This window comes from Hyphomicrobium sp. (assembly GCF_035548195.1).
In the GTDB taxonomy this organism is placed as follows: Bacteria; Pseudomonadota; Alphaproteobacteria; order Rhizobiales; family Hyphomicrobiaceae; genus Hyphomicrobium_B.
The window spans coordinates 29870-54011 of sequence record NZ_DASZTY010000009.1; the positions used below are offsets into that span (position 1 = coordinate 29870).

A 24142-nucleotide genomic window follows, 5' to 3' on the forward strand; every position below is an offset into this window, starting at 1 on the left:
GGTCTCCCGTTCTGGCCCACAGCTTCTGCTTCAGATGGGCGGTGAACAGTGTACGCGAAAAGCAGCGTGTGCGCATGGAGGGGGAGCTGACGCTCGGCCTCCATAATGCGCAGGACGCGCGTCGATCGCGATGACCTCTGGGTCGCAAGCGGCGAGACCGCGGCCGCAATGTTAGCAATTTGTATGATTTGAACGTTTGGCGGCGTCTCACATGGTGAACGATACAGATTGGCGAAGCGGTCGCCTTATTGCCAGCGTCGGGTCGCGGGATTTTAGGCGTCGCGACTGAGGGTAACCATGTTCGCTTTAGGGAAAATCATAGGCAGACAGCGCGTGCTTTGGCTGGGCGCCTGCCTATCCATTGCGTCGAAAATAGCCGTCGCAGAACCGATTTGCGTGGCGTGCGTCAAACCCGTGCTGAATATCCGATGTGAAATAAGAAAATCGCAATCGCTCGAGGGATTGCCCTTTGCGGAGAAATTGATCGGCAAGGCCTGCGTGAAGGCAGTTAAAGCATCGTTCGAGGCGTCGGGATGCCATGTCGCGAAAGATACGGTATGCTCCAATTGGCCTCGGAAGAGCTTCTCCTTGAAGGAGGCAAAGCGAGCTCTCCTAGGAGAGGCACCCCCCGCACCGACAGCCGATGACCAAGACCCACTCGCGAAGGTCGCGGCCCCCTCTCGAGCCGAAACGAAATGGTCGGCATTCGTTCGCCCGATAGCGAAGGCTTGGCAGAAATTCCTTGCCGTCATCGCGTGGAAATAACCGCATGGCGCACGGCGTGACTGCGAGAAATTCGCCGAACCGGCTTTGGTTCGTCCTGATGGCTTTTGCCATTCTTAGTATCGGGTCGGGATGTGAAAAGCCGGAGAGATGGCGGAGCGAAGACATCGACCGCCAAGCCTGTCTGGGTTCCAGGCTCGCACCCATCGAAGCCCTTGCTGCATGTTCGCGATTTATCGTTCCCGTGGGCGATCACGAACTCAAGCGCTCGGATGCATACTACAATCGAGGCATGGCATTCGCCGAGTTAGGGGAATTTCATCATGCGCAACTCGATCTTGAAAAAGCGCTTAAACTTGATCCCCGGAACCATTGGGCGCGGCAACGCCTCGATGACGTGACGCAAAGTCTGTCGAAATCCGGGAATTGAGGCGAGATCGGAGGCCGATGCCCTCAGCGCCAAGCCACGAGAATGGCTCCCGAGGCGATCATCGCGATGCCGGCCCAGTTCACCAATGTGAGGTGTTCGCGAAGAAATGTAACACCAAATATCGCGACCAGCACGACGCTGAGCTTGTCGATAGGCGCAACAAGAGCAGCCTCACCAATCTGGAGCGCCCTGAAATAGCAGAGCCATGAGGCGCCTGTCGCCAGGCCAGAGAGCGCCAGGAATAAGTACGTCCGTGGTGAAATGCTGCCGATGGGTTGGAAGAGGTCGCGCGCCATGAGAATGGCGCCCAATACAACGACAACCACGATCGTCCTTATGAACGTCGCGAGATCAGAATTAATATTCGCGACGCCGATTTTCGCGAAGATTGCGGTCAGGGCTGCGAAAAAAGCCGAAAGGAGAGCCCATGCGACCCAACCGGTGGGAAATATCACGCTAGCTCCTCCCATTCAGATTAATCTTCCAAGATTTTTCACTGAGCCCGGGAAAATCGCAACCCGGCGTAATCGGCAAGCCGGGCGATGTCATTGCCGCTATGCGGTTTCGGCGTCGTCTTGATGGGTCCATTTCGAGGACGCGTATAAAATCGCGAGAAGCAATCCAAGCGTAATCAGAGAGGCATACTCTCGCGGTATGCTCAAACCGCCAGCTGAAACCGGCTTGGTGAGAAAGTCGCCGAATGTCGCGCCGAATGGGCGTGTGAAAATAAAGGCGATCCAGAACAACGCGACCTCGTTGACGGCGCGATAGTAGTGCAGAACGCCGACGAGCGCGATGACCGCGGCCGTTACGAGCGCGCCCTGAATAAATGTCAAACCCAGATTGTCGACGAGAAAGTCGCCAAAAGCAGTGCCGAGGCTGTTGGAAAAAAGAACAGCTATCCAAAACATCATCTCGGTATCTTTGCGCGTGATCGGATAGATGCGGAGGCTGCGATCGCGGTAGTACCAGATTGCGAGCGAAGCGAGCAGCCCAAACAGAAGAAGCCCGGTGCCCGCGAGATAACCGAGCCCAAGCGATCGATCCATGAAATCGGAGATTTCGGTTCCTGCCGTCGTCGTCGCGATGATGGCAATCCAGAAAAGCAGCGGATGATAATCTCGCGAGGCGATCTGGGCGGCAAGGATGACGATAAGTGCGCAAAAGGTGATCGCCAGCCCGATGTAATAACCGAGGTTAAGCGTCATGGAGATATAGTCGCCAGTCGTCTCGCCGAGCGTCGTGGCAAGAATTTTCATGAGCCAAAAATAGAGTGTGACCTTAGCCACTTTTGAAATGGTTGGACCGACCCCAGCCGTGATATTCGGCATTAGTGCTCACCCCGTTCTACTTCGATCAGCGCCCGGATTGGGGGAAATTGGGCATAAGGCAGATGTGGCTGATAAGCTCTGACGGCTCGGCAGAAAGTTGTTCGAATAGTTACGATAAAGTCAGAACCATTGGCATTCGACGACAGCCACCGTGTTGCCCAGCCATGAAACGGCCAAAACGCCGCGTCCGCATCGGTCGGGTAACGCGAGTGTGCCAAGGGCTCGTCGAGCGTCGAGAAAGCGACGTAAACGCAATACCCGCTCGAAGCACCTTAGCAGACCTATCGCCTCAGCGACTAAACCGAACGTTTTGCATTTATCTCGACGTCCGCATTCTCTGCATCGCGACTTAGCCGCAAGATCCCACAAGCGGACGTGGAGACCTTGGGTATCATGCGATGCCCATGCATTTGCCGTGATGTCTCTTTTGAGGTGAAGACCGGTCGTCGAGAGCCGCCACTGCGGTCCGCCCCATCGGCCTGACGCAAATATCATCGACAAGTCGAAGACGATCGAAAAAAGCGTGAGCGGACACTGGGACCCGTCAAATCACTCCGTCCTTCTTCTTGCATCCCGGATCAGTATTTTACAGCTTGATAGCAGCGAGACGTTGCGGGTCGGATACTTCCTCAACGAGGCGATCCACCCAGTTAGGGGAGTAAGTGTAGTCTTTGTGAGCCGCATGATAGATGCAATATCGCTTGTCAGTATTCTCCGGCTGGATGGCCCCTTTCTTGGGGCGAACCTTAAAGAGGTGCCACGCTTTGACGTGGAGATTTCTGGTGAATGGTACTCCCGACATTTCTTGTACCTTCGCGACGACAACTCCCGGCTTAAGAGGATAGAGTTCGTCTGCTGCTACCTTCTTAGCAAGGACATTATGGATCTCCTTTCCCTCTGCAGATAGAGGGCTGACAAACTGGAAGTGCGCTTGTGTCTTCGCTGCCGCGTCGAGCGTATAGACGACGCGAAACTGGAACTCGATATCGTTGAGCTGCTCCTCCGTCATGCCTTGGGTGATCTGAGCATCAATCGCCACGATTTGCGGCGAGATCTCATACTTCCCGATGGTCGCTAACTGCTCGATGTTCATTCTCGAGAACTGCAGCGCGAGCGAGAGCTGGCCAGAAAGAGTGAGCTGATCACCAAAGAGTTCGCATAACACTTTGTCGAAGTTCAAGCAGCATGCCTGGAATACGGGTGCCCATTTGAGGTCGGCGTGGCCGAGTATGAGGTGCTCGACTTTGTCGCGCAGAATCTTCATAGCGCGCAGGTTGTCTTTCACGCCCTTGGATAGAGGGCAATCTTCCCTGTCAATCATCTGAGACAGGAGAAGAGAACGACCATCTACGTTGACAACAGCAACACTCTTCCTCTGGTAGTGTTCATGGAGTAGGTAGGTCCACGCAACGTTAGCAAGGACCGTGAAGACTTCCGTTCTGAACTTGAGGGCCGCGCTGTTGAAGATCTGAACGGCGAGGATCATGGCCTCTCGGGCGCGCACTAGGCGCTCGTCGTCATACTGATTGAGGCCGGTTTGGGAGTCATAGGATCGTTTTTTAAGAATAAAAAAGGCGAGCTGATCGTCGGTGGCGAGCTCCTGCCTGTCGTTCTTCTTCACCCCGGTGATTCGGCCGCCATTGATAGTGGCGCTTCTCCCGGTGTTTATCAGAGCCTGGATGTCTTGATTGCGCCAGCCTTTGGCAAGCAGTGCCTTGACAATGCGCTTTTCTTCGCCCGTCAGGGAGACATTCTTGTTTTTCTTGGCCACGTTTTGCCCCCGTCGCCTCATCCTTTTGACCATAAGGATGAAGAGAGAAGCTCAGCAATAGGCGCTCCTCATGGGGGTGGGGACAACAGTCAATCCGGTGATCCCTAGCGTTTCGGGACGCCGCGGTAAAAGTTTCGAGCGGAGAATTATCGACGCCGAAAGCGCGCGTGGGAGGGTTCGAGCATTGTGGTGTAGATCGGCAGAGCGGCTGCCACCTCATGGGAATCTTTTAAAGTCCCGCAATTTCTGATCGGCGACCAACCGCGACGTGCCTCTTCGTCCGTTAGTTCATCAAACCTTTGGTGGCTTAAAGTCGGGAAAGAGCCGTTCGAGCTCTTCGGCGTGGATGAGGCGCTGCGGAAAATTCTGCGTTGTGTTGCCGCCGTGAAGAATGTGGAGACATAGACCCTTGTCATCCTGCATTCCGCCCACCTTGAAGCGCTTGCGCACCTCATTCACGAAGACCTGATCCTCGCCGTAATCCATATGAGGAAACTTGACCGCGTCCCAGACGCATCTGCGGAAGACATAGGAGAACCCGTAGCCCCGCCTGGTGTCGCGGTCGCCACGCTTGGGATAGATATCAAAATTTGGGAAGGACGGAACGGCGAAGTGCAGCGGCGCGTCATAGGTGAGATACCAGTATCCAAGCTGGTCCATCGCCGGATAGAAAAGATAGAAGCCGAACAGTTTCACGAAATCGAGTTTTTCCTCGTCCATAAAGGCCAGCATGGTCGTCAAATAGTTGCGGACATAGTGATCGTCGTCATCGAACATAGCGATGATATCGCCGTCGGCGGCTTCGCAAAGGGTGTTGCGCTTGTCACCGATCTTCATATCGTCCCTTCGCTCGTACCTGTATTTGACGCGCGAATCCTCGATTTCGGCGAACATTGCGGCCCTATCCTTCCCGGTATCGAGGATCAGCCACTCGAAGTCCTCATCGTCCTGATTGCGTAGCAGTCCCAGATGTGAGGAAGCATGGCTTGGCGGTTGCCGGTCGGGGTGATTTGCGGGACGGCTCTCGCCGCGAAACTAGCGGAAAGCAAAGTTGGTCGGCCTCGCCGCTCACGTCGTCACAGCGACACCGCCCAACTCCGGGTTGTCACACAGCCTCTCTGCAAAGCGGACTTTGCAACTTTGGCATGTCTATTCGAAAACCGCTCGTAGGAAAATTGCACGAATATTCGAAGGCATCTTTGCGGGTCCGCTATTGGGATTATCCATTCGCATCTACTACGAGCCGCCTAATTCTATTGGAGGAGTAGAGTTTTATTAGGACGAATTTTTCTGGTGAACAGTCTATTGCGACCGCCTATGCATCAAATTCTTCTCCTGATGATGGGAATTCAATCGAAACATAAAGCGACGCTGCAGACGCAGTCCATAACGGAGATTCTTCGACATGGAACGTTGCGGTCGGAAGTCGCGTCGGTATCATTCTTGCCGCAGGGAAGTCGATCGCTGGATGGGAACCTCTGACCATCCATACGATTCTCAGGAAGTGCAATCGGGCGCCGATCTAATGCTAGGCTCACAGACGAACTTCTCAATGGCGAGATCTTCTACTCGCTCCGTGAGGCAGAGGTTTGTCATCGAGAGCTGGCCCCGCCATTACTATGCGGTGCGTCCCCATCAATTACTCGATTACCGGCCGCCGGCACTCGAAGTCTTCGTGCCGCGATCTGCTGCATGGCCTCTCTCGCAGGCTACGCACGCTCCCTCGTCCACGCAGCATCTAGCAGAAGGAAGCAGCCTGAACTAACATTCAACCTGGCCGCTCAGTGGGAACTGATCACCTGCGGCAATCCAAGGTTTGATCGCTACGTCTCGGCAATTCGTGCTCGGTTGGATCCGCATGAAGTTGAACTCTCGGGAGACTTCACCATCTTAAGAAAAGCACGCGTCATCGTCACTTTCGGTCTTTGCGCGATGTCTCCGGCCGCAACTGCGCAAGACCCAACGCCATTCTTAGTCGATACGACGGCAACATGGGTCGAGCGGAGCAATACTTATGCGCAGATACTGATCGGGGCAGAGGCACAATTCAGACCTGAATCATTCTCGGATTTTGGCATTCCCGGCTACGATGATCGTGTCGTGGATTTACGAGCCGATAATGCCGGCCGGTTCCGCTCGGCGGTTGCTAGCGCGAAATCAGAATTACAGGAAAAGCTCAAGATCGAGCGCGATCCGAGCGTACGCGAAGATCTTGAAATTATGATCGCGGCGGCAGCTGACGACATCGAAAGCAGTGAATTGCAAGAACAGCTGGTCTTGCCTTGGGCCGACGTGCCCCAATTGATTTTCGAAGGTCTGCGCGGTCTTTTATCAGAGCAGACTGCCGCCAAACGCAGAACGCACGCTCTTGATCGTCTCAAACGCTACGTGGGCTTCGGCCCCGACGCCGTTCCTTTGATGACGCTGGCGAAGCAGCGGTATGAAGAACGTACAGACAATGGCGCGCTGCTACATCCGGCGAGACGAGAAGTTGAACAGGCTCTACGCAATGCCGACACCTACATGGTCGGTATCCGGAAATTATTCATCGACTTCGAGATCGCCGGCGCCGAGAACGCTCTCGATGTGCTTGATAAGCAAACCGAAGAATATTTGTTTTGGTTGCGTTCCGAGGTGCTGCCTCATGCCCGAACAGACACAAAGCTACCTCCTGCCTTATATGCCGACGCGCTGAAGCGGACCGGCGTCGGTGTCGACGCTCAGTCTTTGATTCACAGGGCTGAATTGGAGTTCGTGGAGACGCGCGCGGCAATGCAACAGCTCGCGCCGCTGGTGGCTCGCGAGAAGGGCATCTCGGCGACGGATTACCGCGACGTGATCCGCGCTTTGAAAAAAGATTCGATCCCTCCAAGCAAACTCGAAAGCCACTACCGGAAAGTGATCGAAACGATTGAGGCCATTATCCGAAAGCAAGGAATCGCCCTTACGCCCAATAGGCCGATGGCCATGCGTCTTGGAAGCGACGCCGAGAACGCGTCTCAGCCAGCGCCACATTTCTTGCCGGCACCTTTGGTTGGAAATACCGGAGAACAGGGGACATTTGTTCTTTCCGTCACAAATCCGGCGCTCGGCGAAGACGGGGCCTTCGATGATTTCAATTATCCATCGGCGGCTTGGACCCTGGCTGCCCACGAAGGCCGGCCCGGGCATGAACTGCAGTTCACGGCGATGCTTGAACGTGGCGTCTCGCTCGCGCGAGCGCTGTTTGCCGCCAATTCAGTCAATTTGGAGGGTTGGGCGCTTTATGCCGAGGCGGAGATGATGCCGTACGAACCCCTCGATGGCCAATTAATTGCGCTACAATTTCGATTATTCCGAGCGGCACGTGCGATGCTTGATCCGATGTTAAATCTGGGACTGATCGAACGCGGGAGGGCAAGCGCTCTTCTAACCCGAGACGCCGTTTTATCTAAAGCGATGGTCCGACAAGAACTCGACCGCTACACCTTCAACATGCCCGGACAGGCAGCCAGTTACTTCTATGGTTATGCGCGTATCATGAAGTTACGGATGGAAACCGAACTCACACTCGGAAATGTATTTGACAGGCTCGCATTCAACAATTTCCTGCTTGAAGAAGGGCCGCTACCACCAGCTCTGCTTGCAAAGGCGGTACGCGAACGTTTCATTCCCGCCCAACTCGCAAAGCGCTGAGCATCATGTCGAGCCGACGTCGTACAGCCTCCCATCATCTTCGGTTTGTATAGATGGCGTGGCGAGAACGCGAAAATTTGTCGAAAACCTTCAAGTTCTCATGCACGCATAATGCCTCCTGCGATTGAGGCAAATCAAAGCAATAACACCATTGTCGCGCTTTGCTTACATGTTTTCCTCCAAAGAAGGAGTTTCGAGATGAGTAGCCAAAGTAGCCTTCACACATATTTGGATTGGGCCAAGGAACGACTCGACGAGATTGATGCCACGTTGGCTTCATTCGAACATGGAGCCGCGAAGCTCCAGGCCGACGCCCGTACGAAGGCAGAAAAGTCCATCACTGACATGCGGACTGTGCGCGATGACTTCTATAAGGCGGTCAGGGAGCATGGACAGGCGAGCGAAGCTGCCATCGCGCAATCGAAGACGGCACTGCAGACGCAATGGGCTGCGTTCGAGTCGAGCGTATCATCATTTCTTGACGCGACAGATCGGCAGGCAAAGGAGCAAGAGGCGGCCTTTCGCGCCCGCGCAGATGCACAAAGAAAGGCTTGGAAGGAAGCGATCGATAAGCTGCACAAGAGTGCCACGAACTTCGCTGACAGTCGCCGCGAAGAAGTTGAAACGGCAGTGAAGCATATAAAGGTCGACGCCGACGCGGCAAAGGCGAAGCTTGAGAAATTGAGAAAAGCTGGAAGCGAATCCTGGTCGGCGATGCAATCGGCACTGGCTGAGACGCGCGTTGCCTTGGACAAGGCTAACCAGGCTGTTCACGAATCTCTTAAACGCGCCGCATGACCGCAATCGCGGACCGGATCGGCATCCTTCGATCCGGCCTCGGTCAGCCGGTGGGCTTTTCCCGTGATTTGAAGATCTGCGTTTGTAAAGCTTTTCTGACTTCTCCAAGGTTCGCCCAACGATTTGCGGCACCAAGCCGGGGAAGGCTTGGTGCCGCTTAGTTTTGGGTTCATTACCTCGGATATCTTCCGAGGCATCGGCTCACTTCACGGGGGAGAAGTTGGAGCCTCCCAATTACCTGTCCGACGAGGGATGACCGGACAATCATTGATTTTTGTACTCGTGCCGAACTAGCTTCCTTGATTCGGATCAATTGGTTGCCAAACTACTTCTGACAATGATTGGAATGGCGTCTGTCTCGTCCGACCATTCGAGTTCCCTTCCTGGCCGATTGGCGTCTACGTCCTCCGCGCTAACACTCGTTAAGGGAAGTACAAGAGAGACGAATATCAACGCTCGCATGGCGTCACCATCAATTTTGAAATTGCATTAAGGGGCACCCTCAAACTGTCGCCTTGAGGCAGGTCAAGCTTTGTTGGACGCTTGAGTGGAACTTGCTCGCGCGAAGATACATTTCACCGGATCGTTCGATGGCAGCAAAGCGCAAGCGCAGACTTGCGACGTGTTTAGTCCGCGCCGGATAGCGCTTAGCCAAATCTTCAATGTCATCGGCAGATCAAAACCGACGTCGTGCTCTGCGTTACAACACGATTAGCTTGGCTTCCGAGCACGAGGCGCATCAGGCCCCTACGCCCATGCGATGCCATCACGATCAAATCGCAGCCGCGCGCGTTTGCAGTTTCTACTATGGCTTCGGCGGGATATTGGTCTTTGACATGAACGGTTTGGGAAGCAATCTGTAATTTTGTTCCAGCGGCGGATGCGTCGTCCAGGATTTTGCTCGCGTTCGCCGCCGCAGCCTGCTCGTATTCTTCGACCGGATAAACTACCGCGACTTCGGCCGGAGCAGCCATTCCCCAGGGCTCCGTCACGGTTAATATCGTTACTTTCGCACCAATAGCTTTCGACAGGGCGAACCCCTCCGCGACAGCTTTTTGCGCGAGTTCAGAACCGTCGGTCGCAATAAGCAGATGTTTGTACATGTCACTTCATGCAACCCTAATGGAAAATGCGCCTATCTGATCTCATGCCGGAAAACCAAGGACTTTGATCCGCATCAACTATCACCGTTCATGTTGGATGATGGCTGTACACCTGGGTATTTTTGTTTTTCTGACTTTCCACGCGAATGGTCTTCTACCGCATGGATACATTCGAACTTCTCCAACGCCTTTCTGTAGCTCTCGCTATTGGGCTCATCATAGGCCTTGAGCGCGGCTGGCAATCACGGGACCATCCCGAGGGCGGTCGCGCGGCGGGGCTTCGAACACATGCGTTGTGCGCGCTGCTCGGCGGCGTATGGGGAGCAATTGCGCAAACAAAGGGCGTGGATGGAGTGCTCGCCCTCGGCCTTGCGTTTTCGGCGTTCAGCGCCGCGATCATTGTATTCCGCTATAGGGAAACAGCGCACGAAGGCACGTTCGGCGCGACCACCGTGGTTGCCGCGATGCTTGCGTTCACGCTAGGCTCTTTTGCCGTAGTCGGCGATGTGCAGGCCGCAGCAGCGGCAGGTGTCGCGGTGGCTGGACTGCTTTCTCTCAAGCGGGTTCTTCACGACTGGCTGATACGGCTCTCCTGGGATGAACTTCGCTCGGCGCTCGTTTTGCTGGCGATGACCTGCGTTCTACTGCCGCTGCTTCCCAACCACACAGTCGATCCGTGGTCCGCGATCAACCCGTTCGAGCTTTGGCTTATGACGATTATGATCGCCGCGATCTCCTTCGTTGGCTACGCCGCGATCAAGTTTGCCGGAATCGGAGCGGGGGCTGTAATCATGGGTGTTGCCGGTGGTTTGACTTCATCCACCGCCGTTACGATGACGTTGTCGAAATTGGCAGGTGAGCATCCTGGGGGGAATAGGGCCCTGGGAGCGGGGATCGTTCTCTCATGGGCGACGATGATGATGCGCGTATTGCTCATCGTGGCTTTCGTCAACTTTGCTTTGGTTTCAAAGTTGGTCGCACCTCTCGGGCTGGCCGGAGCAGCGTTAACGGGTATAGGGCTGTATCTGACGAGAAAGAAACTTGCCGGAGGTTTTCCTTCAAAAGTCGAACTGTCAAACCCCTTCGAGCTCAGCACAGTCCTGACATTTGGCGCTCTGCTCACACTCGTCGCGGTTATGACAAAGGTCGCGACGGCCTACGCCGGGAGCGCGGGAGCTTATGCGCTTGCCGCAATCTCCGGCTTCGCCGACGTTGATGCCATCACCTTGTCGATGTCCCGCCTCGGAATAGGCGAACTTGGAGCAGATGTCGCTGCGCGTGCCATCTTGATCGTCGTCACTGTGAATACATTTTCCAAAGCCTGCTTGGGATGGATGACGGGCGGGTTTGCAATCGGCAGAAACCTATTCGCTACAGCGGGCGCGGCGATTGCAGCGGGTCTTTTGGGCTACTTCATTACGGCTCAATGGTGACGTCGGCGACCGCCAATACATGCTAGGCAAGCTTTGGCAAAGGAGAATGCATTTATCGAAGTTCGAATTCGCGAGCTTACGCAGCTCTTCAATTCGTTCGATCCTTCACCATTCCAAGAACGTGACCTCGATAGCGATGCTGAAGAATACATCGTCGGCTGGGCGCGTGAATTTCCTTGGGACGCATCGCTTCGAATTATCGTGCAACTTCCGGAAGAAGAAGCCCGCAAAGCACGGGAGCGCGGGCTCAGCGCTGAGCTGGCCAATTACTTCCCTCAATGCAATAGCGCGAACTCAACGAAATTTTTCGTGTCGGTCGAGGCTATCTACTCATCGGCATCCTCGTGTTGGTTGTGTGTCTCCTTGGCAATCAAATGGCGCGCACGCATCTGGGTACCGGACCGATGGAGAGCGTTATTACCGAAAGTCTGATTTTAGTTGGTTGGGTCGCAAACTGGAAACCAATCGAAACGTTCCTCTACGATTGGTGGCCGTCGAAGCGAGGCGCGACCTCTACCGGCGATTGGCTCAAGCATCTGTGGGCATTAAGCCAACCTAGATCGCCGAGAATTCGGACATATGACCCCTAGCTAGCGTCAAACGGAAATGGACTTTGGATTTCGGGAAAAGAGAAAGCCTCGACCTAGATATTGTTGAACGTCACTATCACGGACGGCAGCATGCTGTCTGCGAAAAGCATCAGGTAGGGGCTTCTACGTCAGGTGTTAGCTCGCCGCTGCTTGCTCGTAGATGTCGTCCTCCTGTGCATTGTGCATGCGGACTAGGGATTCAATTGATTCAATCACCCGCTGGGCATCGCGGATCAGATATCTGTCCACGGACTCAATCTTTAGGCCGTTCGACAATCTCGAAAGCAAGCGCGACAAATGAAGAATTTCGCGGTGAGCACGACTCATAGCGACAAGCCCAGGAGCATCATGAAGGATCTTGGCAATTCGCGGATACACATTGCTCTCGTCATCGCGTTCGTGCTCGACGATGTCCCGAGCAATCACATCGTTAGCCTCAAGGATTAGCGGAACCGCAAGCTGAGAAGATGCCTCGTCGAGAGCGTCCGCAATTTCCCTCAAACGATCGAGGCTGGCTTGAAGTTTGCTGTGACCCTGCCGAAGAGCACGGCTGGCAGCCGTCTGAAGCCTCTGCCGACCAAATCTCCAACCGGGAGTCAGCGCACGCAGCGCATTGAGTATGACAGCGACATCAATCGCTTCCTGTGTAAGTGCGCCCTCCACCGGCGTTAAATATCCGAGCGCCGCGACGATCATCGCCACGCCCGACATGGCCATGCCCGCGGCGATGCTCTGAATAGCGATGCGGCGCGTTCGCCGAGCGATCGCAACAGCGTCGGAAACGCGATCAAGCTGATCAACGAGAATAACAACGTCGGCGGCCTCTGATGACGCGCTGGCGCCACGAGCTCCCAATGCAATGCCGACATCGGCGGCCGCAAGAGCAGGCGCATCATTGATGCCATCGCCGACCATGATCGTTGGGTGAATCCGTTGTTCGACAACTACGGCCTCAACTTTATCGGACGGGACTCGTTCGGCAAGCACGGCGTCGAGATCGAGTGCCGCAGCGATCGTATCAGCTGACTCGGCGCGATCACCGGTAACCATCATGATACGTTTCACCCCGGCGGCGCGAAGATTTTGCACAGCCCTTGGCGTCTCCGGCCGCAGTTCGTCAGCTAAAAGGATCGCGCCGATTGTGGTGCCATCCGCCCACACGAATACACTCAGCGCGGAGCGCCATGACGCCCGGCGAAGTGCGCGTATTGCCCAAGGTTGAGGCTGTGCCGGCCCATATACCAAGTCGAAGGAGCCCACGCGAACTTGGTGACCTTCGACCAAACCCTGAAGGCCCGATCCGATCGTCTCTTTGACCTCAGTCGGCTGAGAAAGTGCCAGTCCCCGTGCACGCGCTGCCGTAACGATTGCCGCCGCGACCACATGATGGGAGGCCTGCTCGAGAGAGCCCGCAAGGCGCATGATCTCATCGGCCGACTGCTGGGGCGCGGTTTCGATGGCAACAAGTCTCGCGCCGCCAACGGTCAGTGTACCGGTCTTGTCGAACATTACAGTATGAGTCCGCGCCAGAGCTTCGATCGCGGCGCCTCCCTTGACGAGGATACCGCGGCGAGCAGCGCGAGAGATACCGGCGATGAAGGCAACTGGAGCCGCTAGAATGAGCGGACAGGGAGTCGATGCCACGAGAACAGCGAGCCCCCGGATCGGATCACCTGACCATAGCCAAGCTGCCGCCGCCAACGCTAGCGTTACCGGCAGCAGCAGCAAAGCATAGCGATCAGCGAGCCGGATGAATGGTGTCTTCGCCGTTTGCGCCGCGGTCACCAGTCTGACGATGCCAGCGTATGTGCTTTCGCCGGCACTCGCCGTCGCCCGCATGTCGAATGTTTCGCCCGCATTGATTGTCCCGCTATGAACCCGATCGCCTTTCGGCCGCGTCACGGGAATGGGTTCACCCGTCAACGCCGCCTCGTCGAGTGTCGCGGCAACGGCGAGGATGACACCGTCGACAGGAATGACTTCGCCTGCGCGCACCAATACGGTATCGCCGACGGCGATGTCTTCGATCGCAACGTCTTCCAACGAGTCTCCGTGTCGCCGGTGGGCGATGCGGGGTGCGCGGTCAGTCAGGGACTTGAGATCGCGTTCGGCGCGCGCGACGGCAAAGTCCTCCAGTAGATTGCCGCCCGCATACATCACCGCCACAACTACCCCGGCAAGGGACTGACCGAGCAGTAGCGCCGCCGACATCGAGACGAACGCAACGGCATCGACACCCATGCGACCGGCCATAAGATCGCGAGCCATGGACACGAACAGCCCGATGACGACCGGCACCGTCCCTGCCGCCCAAAGCCATTTCGCGGCCATGGGCTGGCCCACCGCGTAAAGCAGTCCGCCGAAAATTAATCCGGACAGTGCAATAGCGATCAGTGCTCTGTGTCGCAGTCGTTCAGTAAAAGCAACAGGCACAGTTGAGCCTCGCAAAATCTGGAACGAACGGCGGTGATCTCAAACAACTATCGCGAAAAGTTTTCCGATCCCGGCCGTCAAAGCCATCGCAAGTGCTCCCCAGAACGTGACGCGGGCCGTCGCCTTCACGACGTTAGCGCCGCCGGCTTTGGCGCCGACGGCCCCAAGGAGGGCGAGGAAACCTAGAGAAGCGACCGAGACAATGGGCACAAGCTTGTCCGACGGGGAGATCAGAACCATCAACAACGGCATCGAAGCACCCACGGCAAACGTTGCAGCCGAGGTTAGCGCAGCTTGCACAGGGCGCGCCGTGCTGATCTCAGAAATTCCAAGCTCGTCACGGGCGTGCGCTCCCAACGCATCTTTGGCCATGAGCTGATCGGCAACTTTCACGGCCAGTTCGTGCTCAACGCCACGTTTGACGTAGATTTGCGCCAGCTCCTCCCTCTCAAAGTCTATGTTATCGTTGAGCTCTTGGCGCTCGCGCGCGAGATCTGCGTGCTCGGTATCCGCTTGCGAGCTGACGGAGACATATTCCCCGGCTGCCATCGACATTGCTCCCGCGACGAGGCCGGCGACGCCGGCGATGAGAATGTCGCTAGGTTTGCCTGAAGCAGCTGCCACGCCGACAATGAGGCTCGCCGTCGAGACAATGCCGTCGTTGGCTCCTAGCACGGCTGCGCGCAGCCACCCGATCCGATCGACGAGGTGGGTTTCGGTGTGGACATGGAGTCTGCTCATTTTTTGTCTCTTTCGTTTGTGCTCGTGCGCGGCGGCGGAAGCCCTCGTGCCGCGACCTGCTGCATTGCTTCACTCGCAGGCCACGCCCGCTCCCTCGTCCACGCAGCATCTTGCAGAAGGAGGAACCTAATTAATATTCCAAGCAGGCCACTCAATGAAGGCCGATCACAGCCATGTGGAACTAGGTCGGCGTTAATTCGGCATTGCACTATAGCGAACCGCATACTTATCGCTGCCGTCGCGTGCATCTCGAAGCACCCCCTACTCTGCAAGCAAACCCGTTATTGGGTTTCATTGCGGAGGCGCCGGTACTTTGACGCAAGTCAACGCACAAATGCTTTTACCTGCCTACAAAATTCCCAGAACCGGTGACCGGATCACATTGCCGTCCGGACTAATGCGTTCATGGAGATTGAATTATGAAAATGAAGATGGCCGTGTCAGCTTTTTGCTTGCTCGCAGCTAGCCCAGTATTCGCTGCTGGCTATTCCGGTACTTGCACCACAGCTGCGAAAGACAAGTGGATGACGGAGGCGGCCGCTAAGGCCAAGGTCACAGAGGCCGGCTACACCGTCACGAGCATTAAAACAACGCGCGCGGGTAATTGTTATGAGGCTTATGTGACGGATAAGGCCGGGAAGAAAATGGAACTCTTTCTCGATCCAACAACCGCAAAGATAGTTCACTCGCAATGATAGAGAGCCGCCCCTCAGAAGGTGCCTCCACGGTTAAGTCTGGGAAAGCCGCTGGATCGAGATCGGTCAAGGTTTGGGACCTCTTTGTGCGGGTCTTTCACTGGTCCCTCGTCATCGCGTTCGCAACAGCTTGGTATACCGGCGGAATCTGGGACCAATCCCATCTCGCCGCCGGCTATATCGTTCTTGCGCTCATCCTTGCACGCATTGTCTGGGGCTTTGTGGGCTCTCGCCATGCACTCTTTTCCGATTTCGTTTATCGACCACGCATCATCCAGCGTTATATGACGGACATGATGCACATGCGGGCTGCACGGTACCTCGGCCATAATCCGGCTGGCGGCGCGATGGTCATCGCGTTACTCGCCATGCTGCTCATCCTTTGCATCACCGGAATCATGATGACCACCGATGCCTTCTGGGGTGTGCAGTGGGTCGATAATCTTCATGCGACCACGAGCAACTTAGCATTGGTTCTGGTGGCGCTCCACGTCGGGGGCGTCGTGTTCGCTAGCATCGAACATGGCGAAAATCTCGTACGCGCAATGTTTACAGGTTTTAAGCGATCCCCATGAAGGGACCTCCGTTGGCCGATGGCAAAATTGTGAAACCGTCTGGCGGGAAGTGGTCATTAGGCGTCGCGTTACCATCAACCATTGCTCAGGGCACCAACGGGATCGCAATTTCGAAATTCTGTGAAAATCGCGACGTCTCACCGATCTACGAGACGGTCCGATGCCAGGGAAAAGAGTACTGGATTTGTCGTTTCTCCAAGAGAGAAGACGCCGATGATTTTTGCAAGATTTTCGGCGGAAAGCTCATACAGCCCCACGGGCCGGATTGACGCTTCACCGAAAAGGAGTGCCACTCCACTCTACGCCGACGCTAGCCAATATTCGGGGTTGAAGCCCGGTCGACCTTGACCCTGATCAAGGCAGCGTATGAGCCTTATGGCAAATCCGATGTGCCAAGCTTCGTCGAGAGGTCATGCAGGTACAGAAACGGGGCACGTTATTATTCCCAGGCATTAGAGAAGAAGGATCGGATCATGAAACGGCATTTGCGTTTCCTCGCAGCGGCCCTGATCAGCGCCGTTAATCTTGGCGCGGACGTGGCACTCGCCCAGCCGGTTCAGCAGCAGATGCCCATGATGGGCCAAGGCATGATGGGCCACATGGGGATGGGCATGATGGGCTCCGGCAACGGGTGCACGATGATGCAAGGGATGATGGGACCGGGCGCGATGATGAACTTCGGCCCCATGATGGAGGGACGCCTTGCCTACATAAAGGCTGAACTAGGCGTCACTGAAGCACAGACCTCAGCTTGGAACGATTACGCGAGCGCAGTCAAAGCCCGGGGAACGGCCATGCAGGATATGCACACTGCGATGGCGCAGACCACGGAGACGGGAAGCGCGCTCGAGCGCTTGGACGCTCACATCAAGACGATGGAAAGCATGGTTGAAAGTCTCAAGGCTTTGCGGCCCGCGACCGAGACACTCTATAAGGTGCTGAGTACCGACCAGAAGAAAAAGGCGGATCTGTTGCTCGGCATGGCGGATGCATGATGTGAGCATTAATCCGAAGTGTGGTCCCGCGTTAAATGGAGACTGCAAAATGATGCACGATTGGTGGACGAGTGGAAGCTGGGGTATGGGTTTCGGTTGGGTGTTCATGACGCTCCCTTTAGCGCTTCTGGTCGGCCTCGTACTCGCCATTGTGCGGCTTTACGACCGCAATTCGAGCCGTGAGCGGAGCTCGAAGACGGCGCGCGAAATCCTCGATAAGCGGTTCTCGGAAGGCGAGATCGATCGCGAGGAATACGAAATGAGGCGCAAAGCGCTCATCAGCTGACGTGGCCAACGGCGGCAAACCTCGAATTCGTGCGCGCCAGCTGTCGCGCGTGTAGCGGCGCGCGGTTCTCGGTTCGAGCAGAATGATTGCATCCGACGCCACTGGCACAACCTTGAAGGTTCAAGCCATGAGCTTTTACATCGCAAAAACCATTCAAGTGCCGTTCGATGCCGCGATCGAAAAAGTTATCGCGGCGCTGAAAGAGGAAGGTTTCGGCGTTCTGACCGACATCGACGTCCGCTCCACGCTCAAGACAAAGCTCGGTATCGACTGGCAACACTATCGCATCCTCGGTGCGTGCAACCCTCAGCTCGCCCATCGCGCACTTCAAGCCGAAGACAAAATCGGCGTCATGCTCCCGTGCAATGTCATTTTGCAAGAGCGCGCCAACGGGGAGGTAGAGGTGGCCACAATCGATCCGACAGCGTCAATGGAGCGTGTTGGCAAACCCGCCTTGTCGGAAATCGCCGAGACCGTGCGCAACAAGCTGAGCGCTGTCCTCACGCGGCTCTAGAATTAAGAATGCTCATCACGGAGTCAGATTGTAAGCCAGAATATGCAGCGCCATTTCGGCGGCAGCTTTCGGCAAGGCGTTCGTCAGATAGTGTGCCTGTTCCATATGGACCTTGGGGTCGTGCGGACATTGTGTATTCCACAACTCGGTCTGTGCCCTCAAATGTGCTTGTAGGGGCTCCCAGTTTGGAACCCTCGGCTTCCCGCCGAAGGTTCTATATTGGAGTACTGGTGGCGCGAGCTAGAAAATGCCGATAGGGACACACACCGGAACGACGAGCATCTGTGGTTTCATGCGGCCGGCCTCAAAAATCGAACGGACGCAAGAAAGGAGGACCTCTCTAATTTGTGGCGCCTGCGACGGGCCGCTTTTCACCAGCCTCGTAAATCACCAACCCCGAAAGTGGATCGACCCAGGCCAAATGGTTATGGACGCCTTTGACATCAGGAACATTCTCCGCGGCGACAATAGCGGACTCGTCCTGGCGAAAAGCTGTAAAAGCCCCCCAAAGATCAACGACACCGTTCTTTACTGTAACGTTGACGAAAGTCTTTGCCGGCCACGGCAGTTCTGCAAGCGCATCAAGCACCTTGCCGCGAATTCTTGCGTCGCTGTCCTTGCCCTCCACTCCCTCCCGAAGCACGCTCGCCACCGCCTGCATAATGTTAGCCCGGCTGACAATACCGACAACTGTGCCCCCCTTTACGACCGGCACTCTTTTCACTTGATGCTTCTCCATCAAATGAATGATCTCGGATACGTCAGTTTCCTCGCCGACTGTGATCAGATTTCGTGTCATCACTTCAGAAACTTTGCGGCCATGTTCCCGAATATAATTTTCGGCACGTCCTTCGGGGTTAGCAAGAAGTGAGCGCCAAAACGACTGCTTCTTTTCTGTTCCGGTTTCGACACGGTGCATGCAGTCCCCCTCTGTGATCATACCGACAAGTTTGCCCTTCGCCGTTATCACCGGTACACCACTGAAGCGTTTCTCGAGCATTAAGTTAGCGAGGTCGACGAGGGTGCTATCGGGCGTTACTGAAACAACCTGACGACTCATGATTTCATGCGCCTTCATCGCACATCCTCCATATTTAAATTTATCTTATCCGCTTCCCGCTGGCGTTTGCGCCAGCTGCATCAACGCTGCGACCTACAGACCAACCGGCGGTGGCGAAATTGGAGAACTTTTTCCGCATAAGCCCTCGCAGTCTGCTGCCAATAGACTATGGAGCACAACAAGATCATTAGCTTCTTGCATTCGATAACCAACTGACGAGATGTTCATCGTTCATCGAAGTTCTCCAGCTGCTACTGAAGAATGATACCTATGCATTGATCACGATCAAAACCGCGGTCGCATCTCAGGTTTTGGCAGAACCTAGCTGACTTGACGCTGTTGTGAGATCCAGCACCGAAGGATGGTTGATAGGGGGTGATCGTTCCACTCCCTCTCTCAAGGTTTAGCGAAGGCCTAGTATTGCGTGATTGCTCGACGTATGCGCGCCAATAGCATGCCTTTTTCTCTTCGAACCGGGACCGGCTTAATTCCTCCGAGTTTCCGTTTCTATAGCGGCCCGAGGCGGAGCCAAGCTATGGCCTGGGTTTGCGCAGTGAGATTATGTAGGCGGCAAGGTCACGAAGTTCTTTTCGCGTCAGGTGAATGTTTGGCATCGGCCCGTGAGCGCTAAGCAGCCAATTCGATATGCGTTCAGCTGATTGATCCGATTTGTTGGCAATCGCAGGAAAGCTGGGGACATCGGCATTCACGCCCGCTGCATTCGATCCCTCTCCGATCACATGACAGTTTGTACATAGCGCGCGAGCAATAATGCGCCCGTTTTCAGGATCTGGTTTCGTCGGCTTTATTGTTTCCGCCACGTCGGGCGACTCGTTGTCATTTGGATGACCATTGGCGAAGTTCGTCACGGTACAAGTCGAAGCGAAGATCGCGAGTATGATTGCGACCGCGCTCCAGTGCGTCTTCTCGGGCGAGGTATGTCTAGTCGTTTGAACGATCATAAACCCCGCCTGGACCCTTTGTTTCAAATCAATGGAACCGTACCGTGGTCGGGGTATGTTGAAATTGACTTGGCGCAACCGGTAGACTTCAATCTCCCGAGTCAAAAGGAGTTCCAAATGAGACGGCTGCTAGAAAATCCAGGCCTTCGAATACACCTCATCGTTTATGTTGCGGTGAACATTCTCCTGTTACTGATCAATCTTTCGGTAAGCCCGCATCATCTGTGGTTCTATTGGCCGGCTTTAGGTTGGGGTCTCGGGATTGTGGGGCACGCGTTTCTCGTCCACCGCAAACAAACGCCTCATCCGTTTAATGCCTCGACCGAGCTGCCAGCCCCTCCGAAGCGCGTGTAAAATACAACTTTGCCGAATCAAATAGCTTGAGATGGCTTTCTCTTGCTTGGAAGGCACGTCTCCAAGAATTTGACCTATCTCGCCTTCGGCCCGCTCTGTGATGGTGAGGAAGAAGCAGCTCGCGATTGCCAAAGCAGCCGCCCGTAGCCGATCGCGAAACCCCAGAAGGCCGCGACCCAAAAAGCAGCGGCCGAATGCAACAGGATGAGCCCGAACTCGGGCACAAATGCCGCGACAATCCGCAACGCAGCGGCGGCAATCACGAACGCATAGATCGCCTGCGTTAGCCAATCGGCGGAGAGTGGTTGGCCTGTATGGCCGAGGCTTGCACGAGTCATCACCGCGAGCGTCATCGTGCCGACGGCTCCCACCGTCCAGGCGTGAATGCCGCTGCTGATCGGGACGGCTTGTGGAAATAGAATGGCGCCGGCCATGAGCAGAAAACCAATCGGCACGAACGCGTAGCCGATATGAAGGATAAGGACCAGCCGATCCCGCCAGGTTCGGTCTCCAGCCCAGCGGGCGAGTCGGATCGCTTGAAGGATCGCGGCCGCCAACATAAGCGCGGCGGTCACTTGCCATCGCGGCGCGAAGACCCACAACGCAAGCGCAAGGGCGGAGATCGCCATTACGCCAGTATCAAAGCGGCCCAAAGGTATTGGAAGCCGGCCGGGATTTGCGCGGGCGAGCCAATTGCGCGTGAAGCTCGGAACAATACGTCCACCGACGAGCGAAATTAGCATAACGGCGGCTCCGATACCGAGCCGCGTCCCGATACCCGCCATTGCGTGAGTATCATCCTCGATATGGAAGATGACGTTCCCGGCTAAGAACACGAGTAGGATCAACACCGGAGGTATGTTCCGCCAGTTGCTTCCTGCGACCACCTCGCGCCCGGCGGCGGCTGCAACGAGAAACAGGAAGGCACAGTCGATAACGCCGGCGGCTGTCGGCCCAATCATGCCTGAAAAGAAGACGCCAAGCCGACCAGCCAACCACACGGCCACCAGAATCGCCAGAGGCGTCCCCTGAAGCGGTAACCGGCCCGTCCAGTTGGGAATGGCGGTGAGCAGAAACCCGGTGATCACGGCCGGCAAAAAGCCGTAGATCATTTCATGTATGTGCCAACGCACGGGAGACATAGCCGTTGGGATAGCGATGTGACCGGTGAATAACGGGAGCCAAATGCTAATGCCGATGCCCGCGTAAATCGCTGCCCCTAAGAAGAATGGGCGAAAACCGTAGCTGAGGATTGCCGGCCCCGAATAGAATTTGTGGCGTGGTATGGCCATGCGTTTCCGTCCCGTAAACCTCGGTGTAAGCCACGCCCGGTTTCCACTCGGACACACACGACTTAATGGCTCTTAATGACGGCACCGATCACTGTTATGATGCTGAGAGTTAACAAAATCCAATGCACGCGGTTCAATACGGCGAATGTCCTTTCCGGCCCCTAACGCAACCTGCGGTTTCCTTATCGCGTCCTGCGACGAAGACGTTTGAGCTGGAACAAAGTCCTCCGTATGGTTCGCGCGATGGCGTTATAACTCAGCATGGCAATCTCCACGCTTTTTCCCACGCCCCTACCTCGAAGCTCACGTCGGACATGATCGATGCAAACTCTGCGGCGGGAGGGCTTAGAAGTTTCCCTTGGCGGCCTCCGCCAGGATCAGTTTATCGAGCGTGAGATCGAACACCGCCTTGCGCAGGCGCTGGTTCTCAAACTCAAGATCCTTCATCCGCTTGACCTGGTCCGTTTGCAGACTGCCAAACTCACGCCGCCAGCGGTAGTACATCACCTGCGTTACACCGAGCGTGCGCACGACATCCGGAATCTTAGAGCCTTGCGCGATCAGAACGTCCGCCCGTCACAGCTTCGAGACGACCTCCTCCGGCTTGTAGTTCCTCTCACCATATCCGTCCTCCTCGGGCAAAAGTCCATACTTCGAGTCGGGCCAATTCAGTGGGGAGGATCAACGGGAAGTACCCTGAAGGTCCTGTACAAACCCTACAAGCTAGCGGAGTTAGCAAGCGCGCTCCGCGAGCTACTGCAGACCTAAATCTATCAATAAATTTTGCACCATGCGGCATTAGCAAGTTAATGATAGCCTACACTCATAACGTAATCACGCAGCAGTGCCTCTTCATTCTCTGCTTCTCCGAGCAGCACATTCAACACTTCCCGCGCGTTCAACACACCAATCGGCTTGATCCCGGAATCGATCACCGGAATATTCTTCAATTGCCGCTGCTTCATAACCGCCCATACATTTTGGAGCCAGTCTCCGGGCTGGCACGTGACAATGCTGCGCGTCATTACTAGGGTGGTCGGTGTAACACAAACGACAACGATATCGATACCGGTGCGAAGTAACTTTGCCGCCTCTATTAACGGAGCCTCATCTAAGATGGTGACGAGCCTCTCGCGTGCTTGAGGTAACAGTTTCTCCACCAACATCTGCATTCTTTCATCTAATCTACGATATCTCCGGTGTCTCAGTGCGATCAACCCAATGCCCAATTAAATCGCCCTCCCGCTTAGGCCTTAGCAAGATCGCTCTTCCTCTTTGAATGGGGTGCTTTCGTCTCTGCCCAGGGTAGCTTGCCGGCTCACTCTCTAGGCCCGTTTGCTTATTGTTCGCACGGCATCCGACGCCAGCCCTTGATGAAGACGGTATGTTTGCGGTAGCGAGCAAAGTCCGAAACACCCACGAGGGAATTTTTGCGCACGGCAAAAGCGAGAGCCGATAGGAGCGAACAAAGCGCACTCAGATCAACTTCAGCACGTTCATCTTTTCCAGACGAGAGATGGCGCTCTTGGCTAGCTCCTGGGCCGCAATGAGCACTTGCTCGTTGCGCGAGTTTTCCGCCAGACGCAGGTATGCCTCCGCCAAATATTCGCAAAGTGAGGCGATGTCGTTCTCTCGATTGGAAGGCAAGGCAACGGTCGAGAATTTTGGCCGCGCGATCTTTTCGAGAGCGTCGAGCCGTGCCGCGGCATCGCGGGACTGCGTTGCAATCGGCCCTATCTCGGCGGCCTTGAACCCGCGCGCGGCGCGTTCGCCGACAAGATCGGCCAAGTGCCGTTCGACGGTGGCGAGGGTGGCGAGCGTCGCTTGCGCGGAGCCCGCCCTTCGCCGGTCGGCGTGAAACGCTTTGCGCCGCTCCCGCCGAAGCAATGAGATGTGCTCGAGCTCTTCACTCGCCATCCGCTCAGCCGCTTTCTTCACCTCACCATCGGCGTGCGCGGCAACGTAGGTCCAGAACGCAAACGAGCGCTGTTCGTGGTGTACCGCGGAGGCAAGGGCGCGATACGGTGTCATCAGGTTCGACTGCACGATCTCCTCCAGGGAGGCATCGAACGTATCGGGTATCGGCCACGGTGCATCTGTGCCGCCAATTGTGGCCCTGTGCTCGGCCCACTCCTCGACCTGTTCGACATGTCCGAGTTCAACCTTGGCCAGCTCTTCGAATAGGTCGGCCAAAGCTGAAGCATTCTGCCGACGAAGCGCTTGGGCAGTTTGCGTATAGCGACGGGCGGCATCCGTTTCCATTGCGCGCGCGAGTGCAAAAAACTCGCTCATCGTGCGGATCTGACCGGCCGGTTCTGATTTCAGGAAAGGCATGACGCGACCTCGTGGCTCCGCTATTCTGTACGTTTGGACGACTTCGA

At 55.8% G+C, this 24142-nt stretch carries 22 protein-coding genes and 2 pseudogenes; 11 read left to right on the plus strand and 13 right to left on the minus strand.

Translation table 11 applies throughout. The annotated features are described in order from the left end of the window. Positions 1 to 769 precede the first annotated feature (769 nt). The gene (locus VHB22_RS02575) at positions 770 to 1153 is read left to right on the plus strand and encodes a tetratricopeptide repeat protein (protein ID WP_325455391.1); all 384 of its coding nucleotides are present in this window, start codon (positions 770 to 772) and stop codon (positions 1151 to 1153) included. 23 nt (positions 1154 to 1176) lie between these two features. On the opposite strand, the gene VHB22_RS02580 is transcribed toward VHB22_RS02575, so the two are convergent. The 4 genes from VHB22_RS02580 to VHB22_RS02595 all read right to left on the minus strand — a co-directional run bounded on the left by VHB22_RS02580 (position 1177) and on the right by VHB22_RS02595 (position 5224). Continuing rightward, a complete protein-coding gene (locus VHB22_RS02580) occupies positions 1177 to 1608 on the minus strand; it encodes an EamA family transporter (RefSeq protein ID WP_414652696.1) in 432 nt (143 codons plus the stop codon). A 99-nt stretch (positions 1609 to 1707) separates the two neighbouring features. Beyond that, on the minus strand, positions 1708 to 2484 hold the full coding sequence (locus tag VHB22_RS02585) for a hypothetical protein (protein ID WP_325455393.1): 777 nt from the start codon (positions 2482 to 2484) through the stop codon (positions 1708 to 1710). Positions 2485 to 3070: 586 nt separating this feature from the next. Then, positions 3071 to 4255, minus strand: a complete 1185-nt coding sequence (locus tag VHB22_RS02590; protein WP_325455394.1) for a DUF3644 domain-containing protein — start codon at positions 4253 to 4255, stop codon at positions 3071 to 3073. Between the two features lie 291 nt (positions 4256 to 4546). Next, positions 4547 to 5224: a glycosyltransferase family A protein gene (locus VHB22_RS02595; protein WP_325455457.1), complete on the minus strand. Its 678-nt coding sequence runs from the start codon at positions 5222 to 5224 to the stop codon at positions 4547 to 4549. Between the two features lie 555 nt (positions 5225 to 5779). On the opposite strand from VHB22_RS02595, the pseudogene VHB22_RS02600 reads away from it, so the two are divergent. The 3 genes and pseudogenes from VHB22_RS02600 to VHB22_RS02610 form a co-directional block, all read left to right on the plus strand. Then, a pseudogene (locus VHB22_RS02600) lies at positions 5780 to 6020 on the plus strand (integrase core domain-containing protein); the annotation flags it as partial. Then, positions 5948 to 7930 carry a DUF885 domain-containing protein gene (locus VHB22_RS02605; RefSeq protein WP_325455395.1) on the plus strand — a complete coding sequence of 661 codons (1983 nt, stop codon included), beginning with the start codon at positions 5948 to 5950 and terminating at the stop codon, positions 7928 to 7930. The pseudogene VHB22_RS02600 and the gene VHB22_RS02605, both read left to right, overlap by 73 nt. 198 nt (positions 7931 to 8128) lie before the next feature. Beyond that, entirely contained in the window at positions 8129 to 8728 is a 600-nt protein-coding gene (locus VHB22_RS02610; RefSeq protein WP_325455396.1) for a hypothetical protein, read from the plus strand. 665 nt (positions 8729 to 9393) lie between these two features. Here the strand turns inward: VHB22_RS02610 and VHB22_RS02615 are convergent. Continuing rightward, positions 9394 to 9831 carry a universal stress protein gene (locus VHB22_RS02615; RefSeq protein ID WP_325455397.1) on the minus strand — a complete coding sequence of 146 codons (438 nt, stop codon included), beginning with the start codon at positions 9829 to 9831 and terminating at the stop codon, positions 9394 to 9396. Between the two features lie 161 nt (positions 9832 to 9992). On the opposite strand from VHB22_RS02615, the gene VHB22_RS02620 reads away from it, so the two are divergent. After that, the gene (locus VHB22_RS02620) at positions 9993 to 11264 is read left to right on the plus strand and encodes an MgtC/SapB family protein (RefSeq protein ID WP_325455398.1); all 1272 of its coding nucleotides are present in this window, start codon (positions 9993 to 9995) and stop codon (positions 11262 to 11264) included. 725 nt (positions 11265 to 11989) lie between these two features. On the opposite strand, the gene VHB22_RS02625 is transcribed toward VHB22_RS02620, so the two are convergent. Both VHB22_RS02625 and VHB22_RS02630 read right to left on the minus strand, forming a co-directional pair. Further along, positions 11990 to 14185 (minus strand): heavy metal translocating P-type ATPase, encoded by a 2196-nt coding sequence (locus VHB22_RS02625; protein WP_325455399.1) that lies wholly within the window; start codon positions 14183 to 14185, stop codon positions 11990 to 11992. Positions 14186 to 14326: 141 nt separating this feature from the next. Then, the gene (locus VHB22_RS02630) at positions 14327 to 15028 is read right to left on the minus strand and encodes a VIT family protein (protein WP_325455400.1); all 702 of its coding nucleotides are present in this window, start codon (positions 15026 to 15028) and stop codon (positions 14327 to 14329) included. Between the two features lie 419 nt (positions 15029 to 15447). Between VHB22_RS02630 and VHB22_RS02635 the strand changes: the two genes are divergently transcribed. The 5 genes from VHB22_RS02635 (at position 15448) to VHB22_RS02655 (ending at position 18093) form a co-directional block, all read left to right on the plus strand. Beyond that, positions 15448 to 15723: a PepSY domain-containing protein gene (locus VHB22_RS02635; protein WP_325455401.1), complete on the plus strand. Its 276-nt coding sequence runs from the start codon at positions 15448 to 15450 to the stop codon at positions 15721 to 15723. After that, the gene (locus VHB22_RS02640) at positions 15720 to 16298 is read left to right on the plus strand and encodes a cytochrome b/b6 domain-containing protein (RefSeq protein ID WP_325455402.1); all 579 of its coding nucleotides are present in this window, start codon (positions 15720 to 15722) and stop codon (positions 16296 to 16298) included. The genes VHB22_RS02635 and VHB22_RS02640 overlap by 4 nt, the downstream gene beginning before the upstream one ends. Positions 16299 to 16771: 473 nt before the next feature. Beyond that, positions 16772 to 17293 carry a Spy/CpxP family protein refolding chaperone gene (locus VHB22_RS02645; protein ID WP_325455403.1) on the plus strand — a complete coding sequence of 174 codons (522 nt, stop codon included), beginning with the start codon at positions 16772 to 16774 and terminating at the stop codon, positions 17291 to 17293. Positions 17294 to 17342: 49 nt separating this feature from the next. Beyond that, the gene (locus VHB22_RS02650; protein WP_325455404.1) at positions 17343 to 17579 is read left to right on the plus strand and encodes an SHOCT domain-containing protein; all 237 of its coding nucleotides are present in this window, start codon (positions 17343 to 17345) and stop codon (positions 17577 to 17579) included. Between the two features lie 127 nt (positions 17580 to 17706). Next, complete coding sequence (locus VHB22_RS02655; protein ID WP_325455405.1) at positions 17707 to 18093, plus strand: DUF302 domain-containing protein; 387 nt, start codon at positions 17707 to 17709, stop codon at positions 18091 to 18093. Between the two features lie 340 nt (positions 18094 to 18433). Here VHB22_RS02655 and VHB22_RS02660 read toward each other — a convergent pair whose 3' ends face one another. Together VHB22_RS02660 and VHB22_RS02665 are read right to left on the minus strand one after the other, a co-directional pair. Continuing rightward, entirely contained in the window at positions 18434 to 19171 is a 738-nt protein-coding gene (locus VHB22_RS02660) for a CBS domain-containing protein (RefSeq protein WP_325455406.1), read from the minus strand. A 515-nt stretch (positions 19172 to 19686) separates the two neighbouring features. Further along, positions 19687 to 20022 (minus strand): c-type cytochrome, encoded by a 336-nt coding sequence (locus VHB22_RS02665; protein ID WP_325455407.1) that lies wholly within the window; start codon positions 20020 to 20022, stop codon positions 19687 to 19689. Between the two features lie 210 nt (positions 20023 to 20232). On the opposite strand from VHB22_RS02665, the gene VHB22_RS02670 reads away from it, so the two are divergent. Then, on the plus strand, positions 20233 to 20469 hold the full coding sequence (locus VHB22_RS02670; RefSeq protein WP_325455408.1) for a 2TM domain-containing protein: 237 nt from the start codon (positions 20233 to 20235) through the stop codon (positions 20467 to 20469). 74 nt (positions 20470 to 20543) lie between these two features. On the opposite strand, the gene VHB22_RS02675 is transcribed toward VHB22_RS02670, so the two are convergent. From VHB22_RS02675 to VHB22_RS02690, 4 genes and pseudogenes are all read right to left on the minus strand, one after another. Next, entirely contained in the window at positions 20544 to 21761 is a 1218-nt protein-coding gene (locus VHB22_RS02675; RefSeq protein ID WP_325455409.1) for an NnrS family protein, read from the minus strand. 299 nt (positions 21762 to 22060) lie between these two features. Continuing rightward, positions 22061 to 22325 (minus strand): annotated as a pseudogene (locus VHB22_RS02680) (transposase); the annotation flags it as partial. Positions 22326 to 22567: 242 nt separating this feature from the next. After that, a complete protein-coding gene (locus VHB22_RS02685; protein ID WP_325455410.1) occupies positions 22568 to 22933 on the minus strand; it encodes a CBS domain-containing protein in 366 nt (121 codons plus the stop codon). 304 nt (positions 22934 to 23237) lie between these two features. Then, positions 23238 to 24095: a ferritin family protein gene (locus VHB22_RS02690; RefSeq protein WP_325455411.1), complete on the minus strand. Its 858-nt coding sequence runs from the start codon at positions 24093 to 24095 to the stop codon at positions 23238 to 23240. Positions 24096 to 24142: the final 47 nt, after the last annotated feature.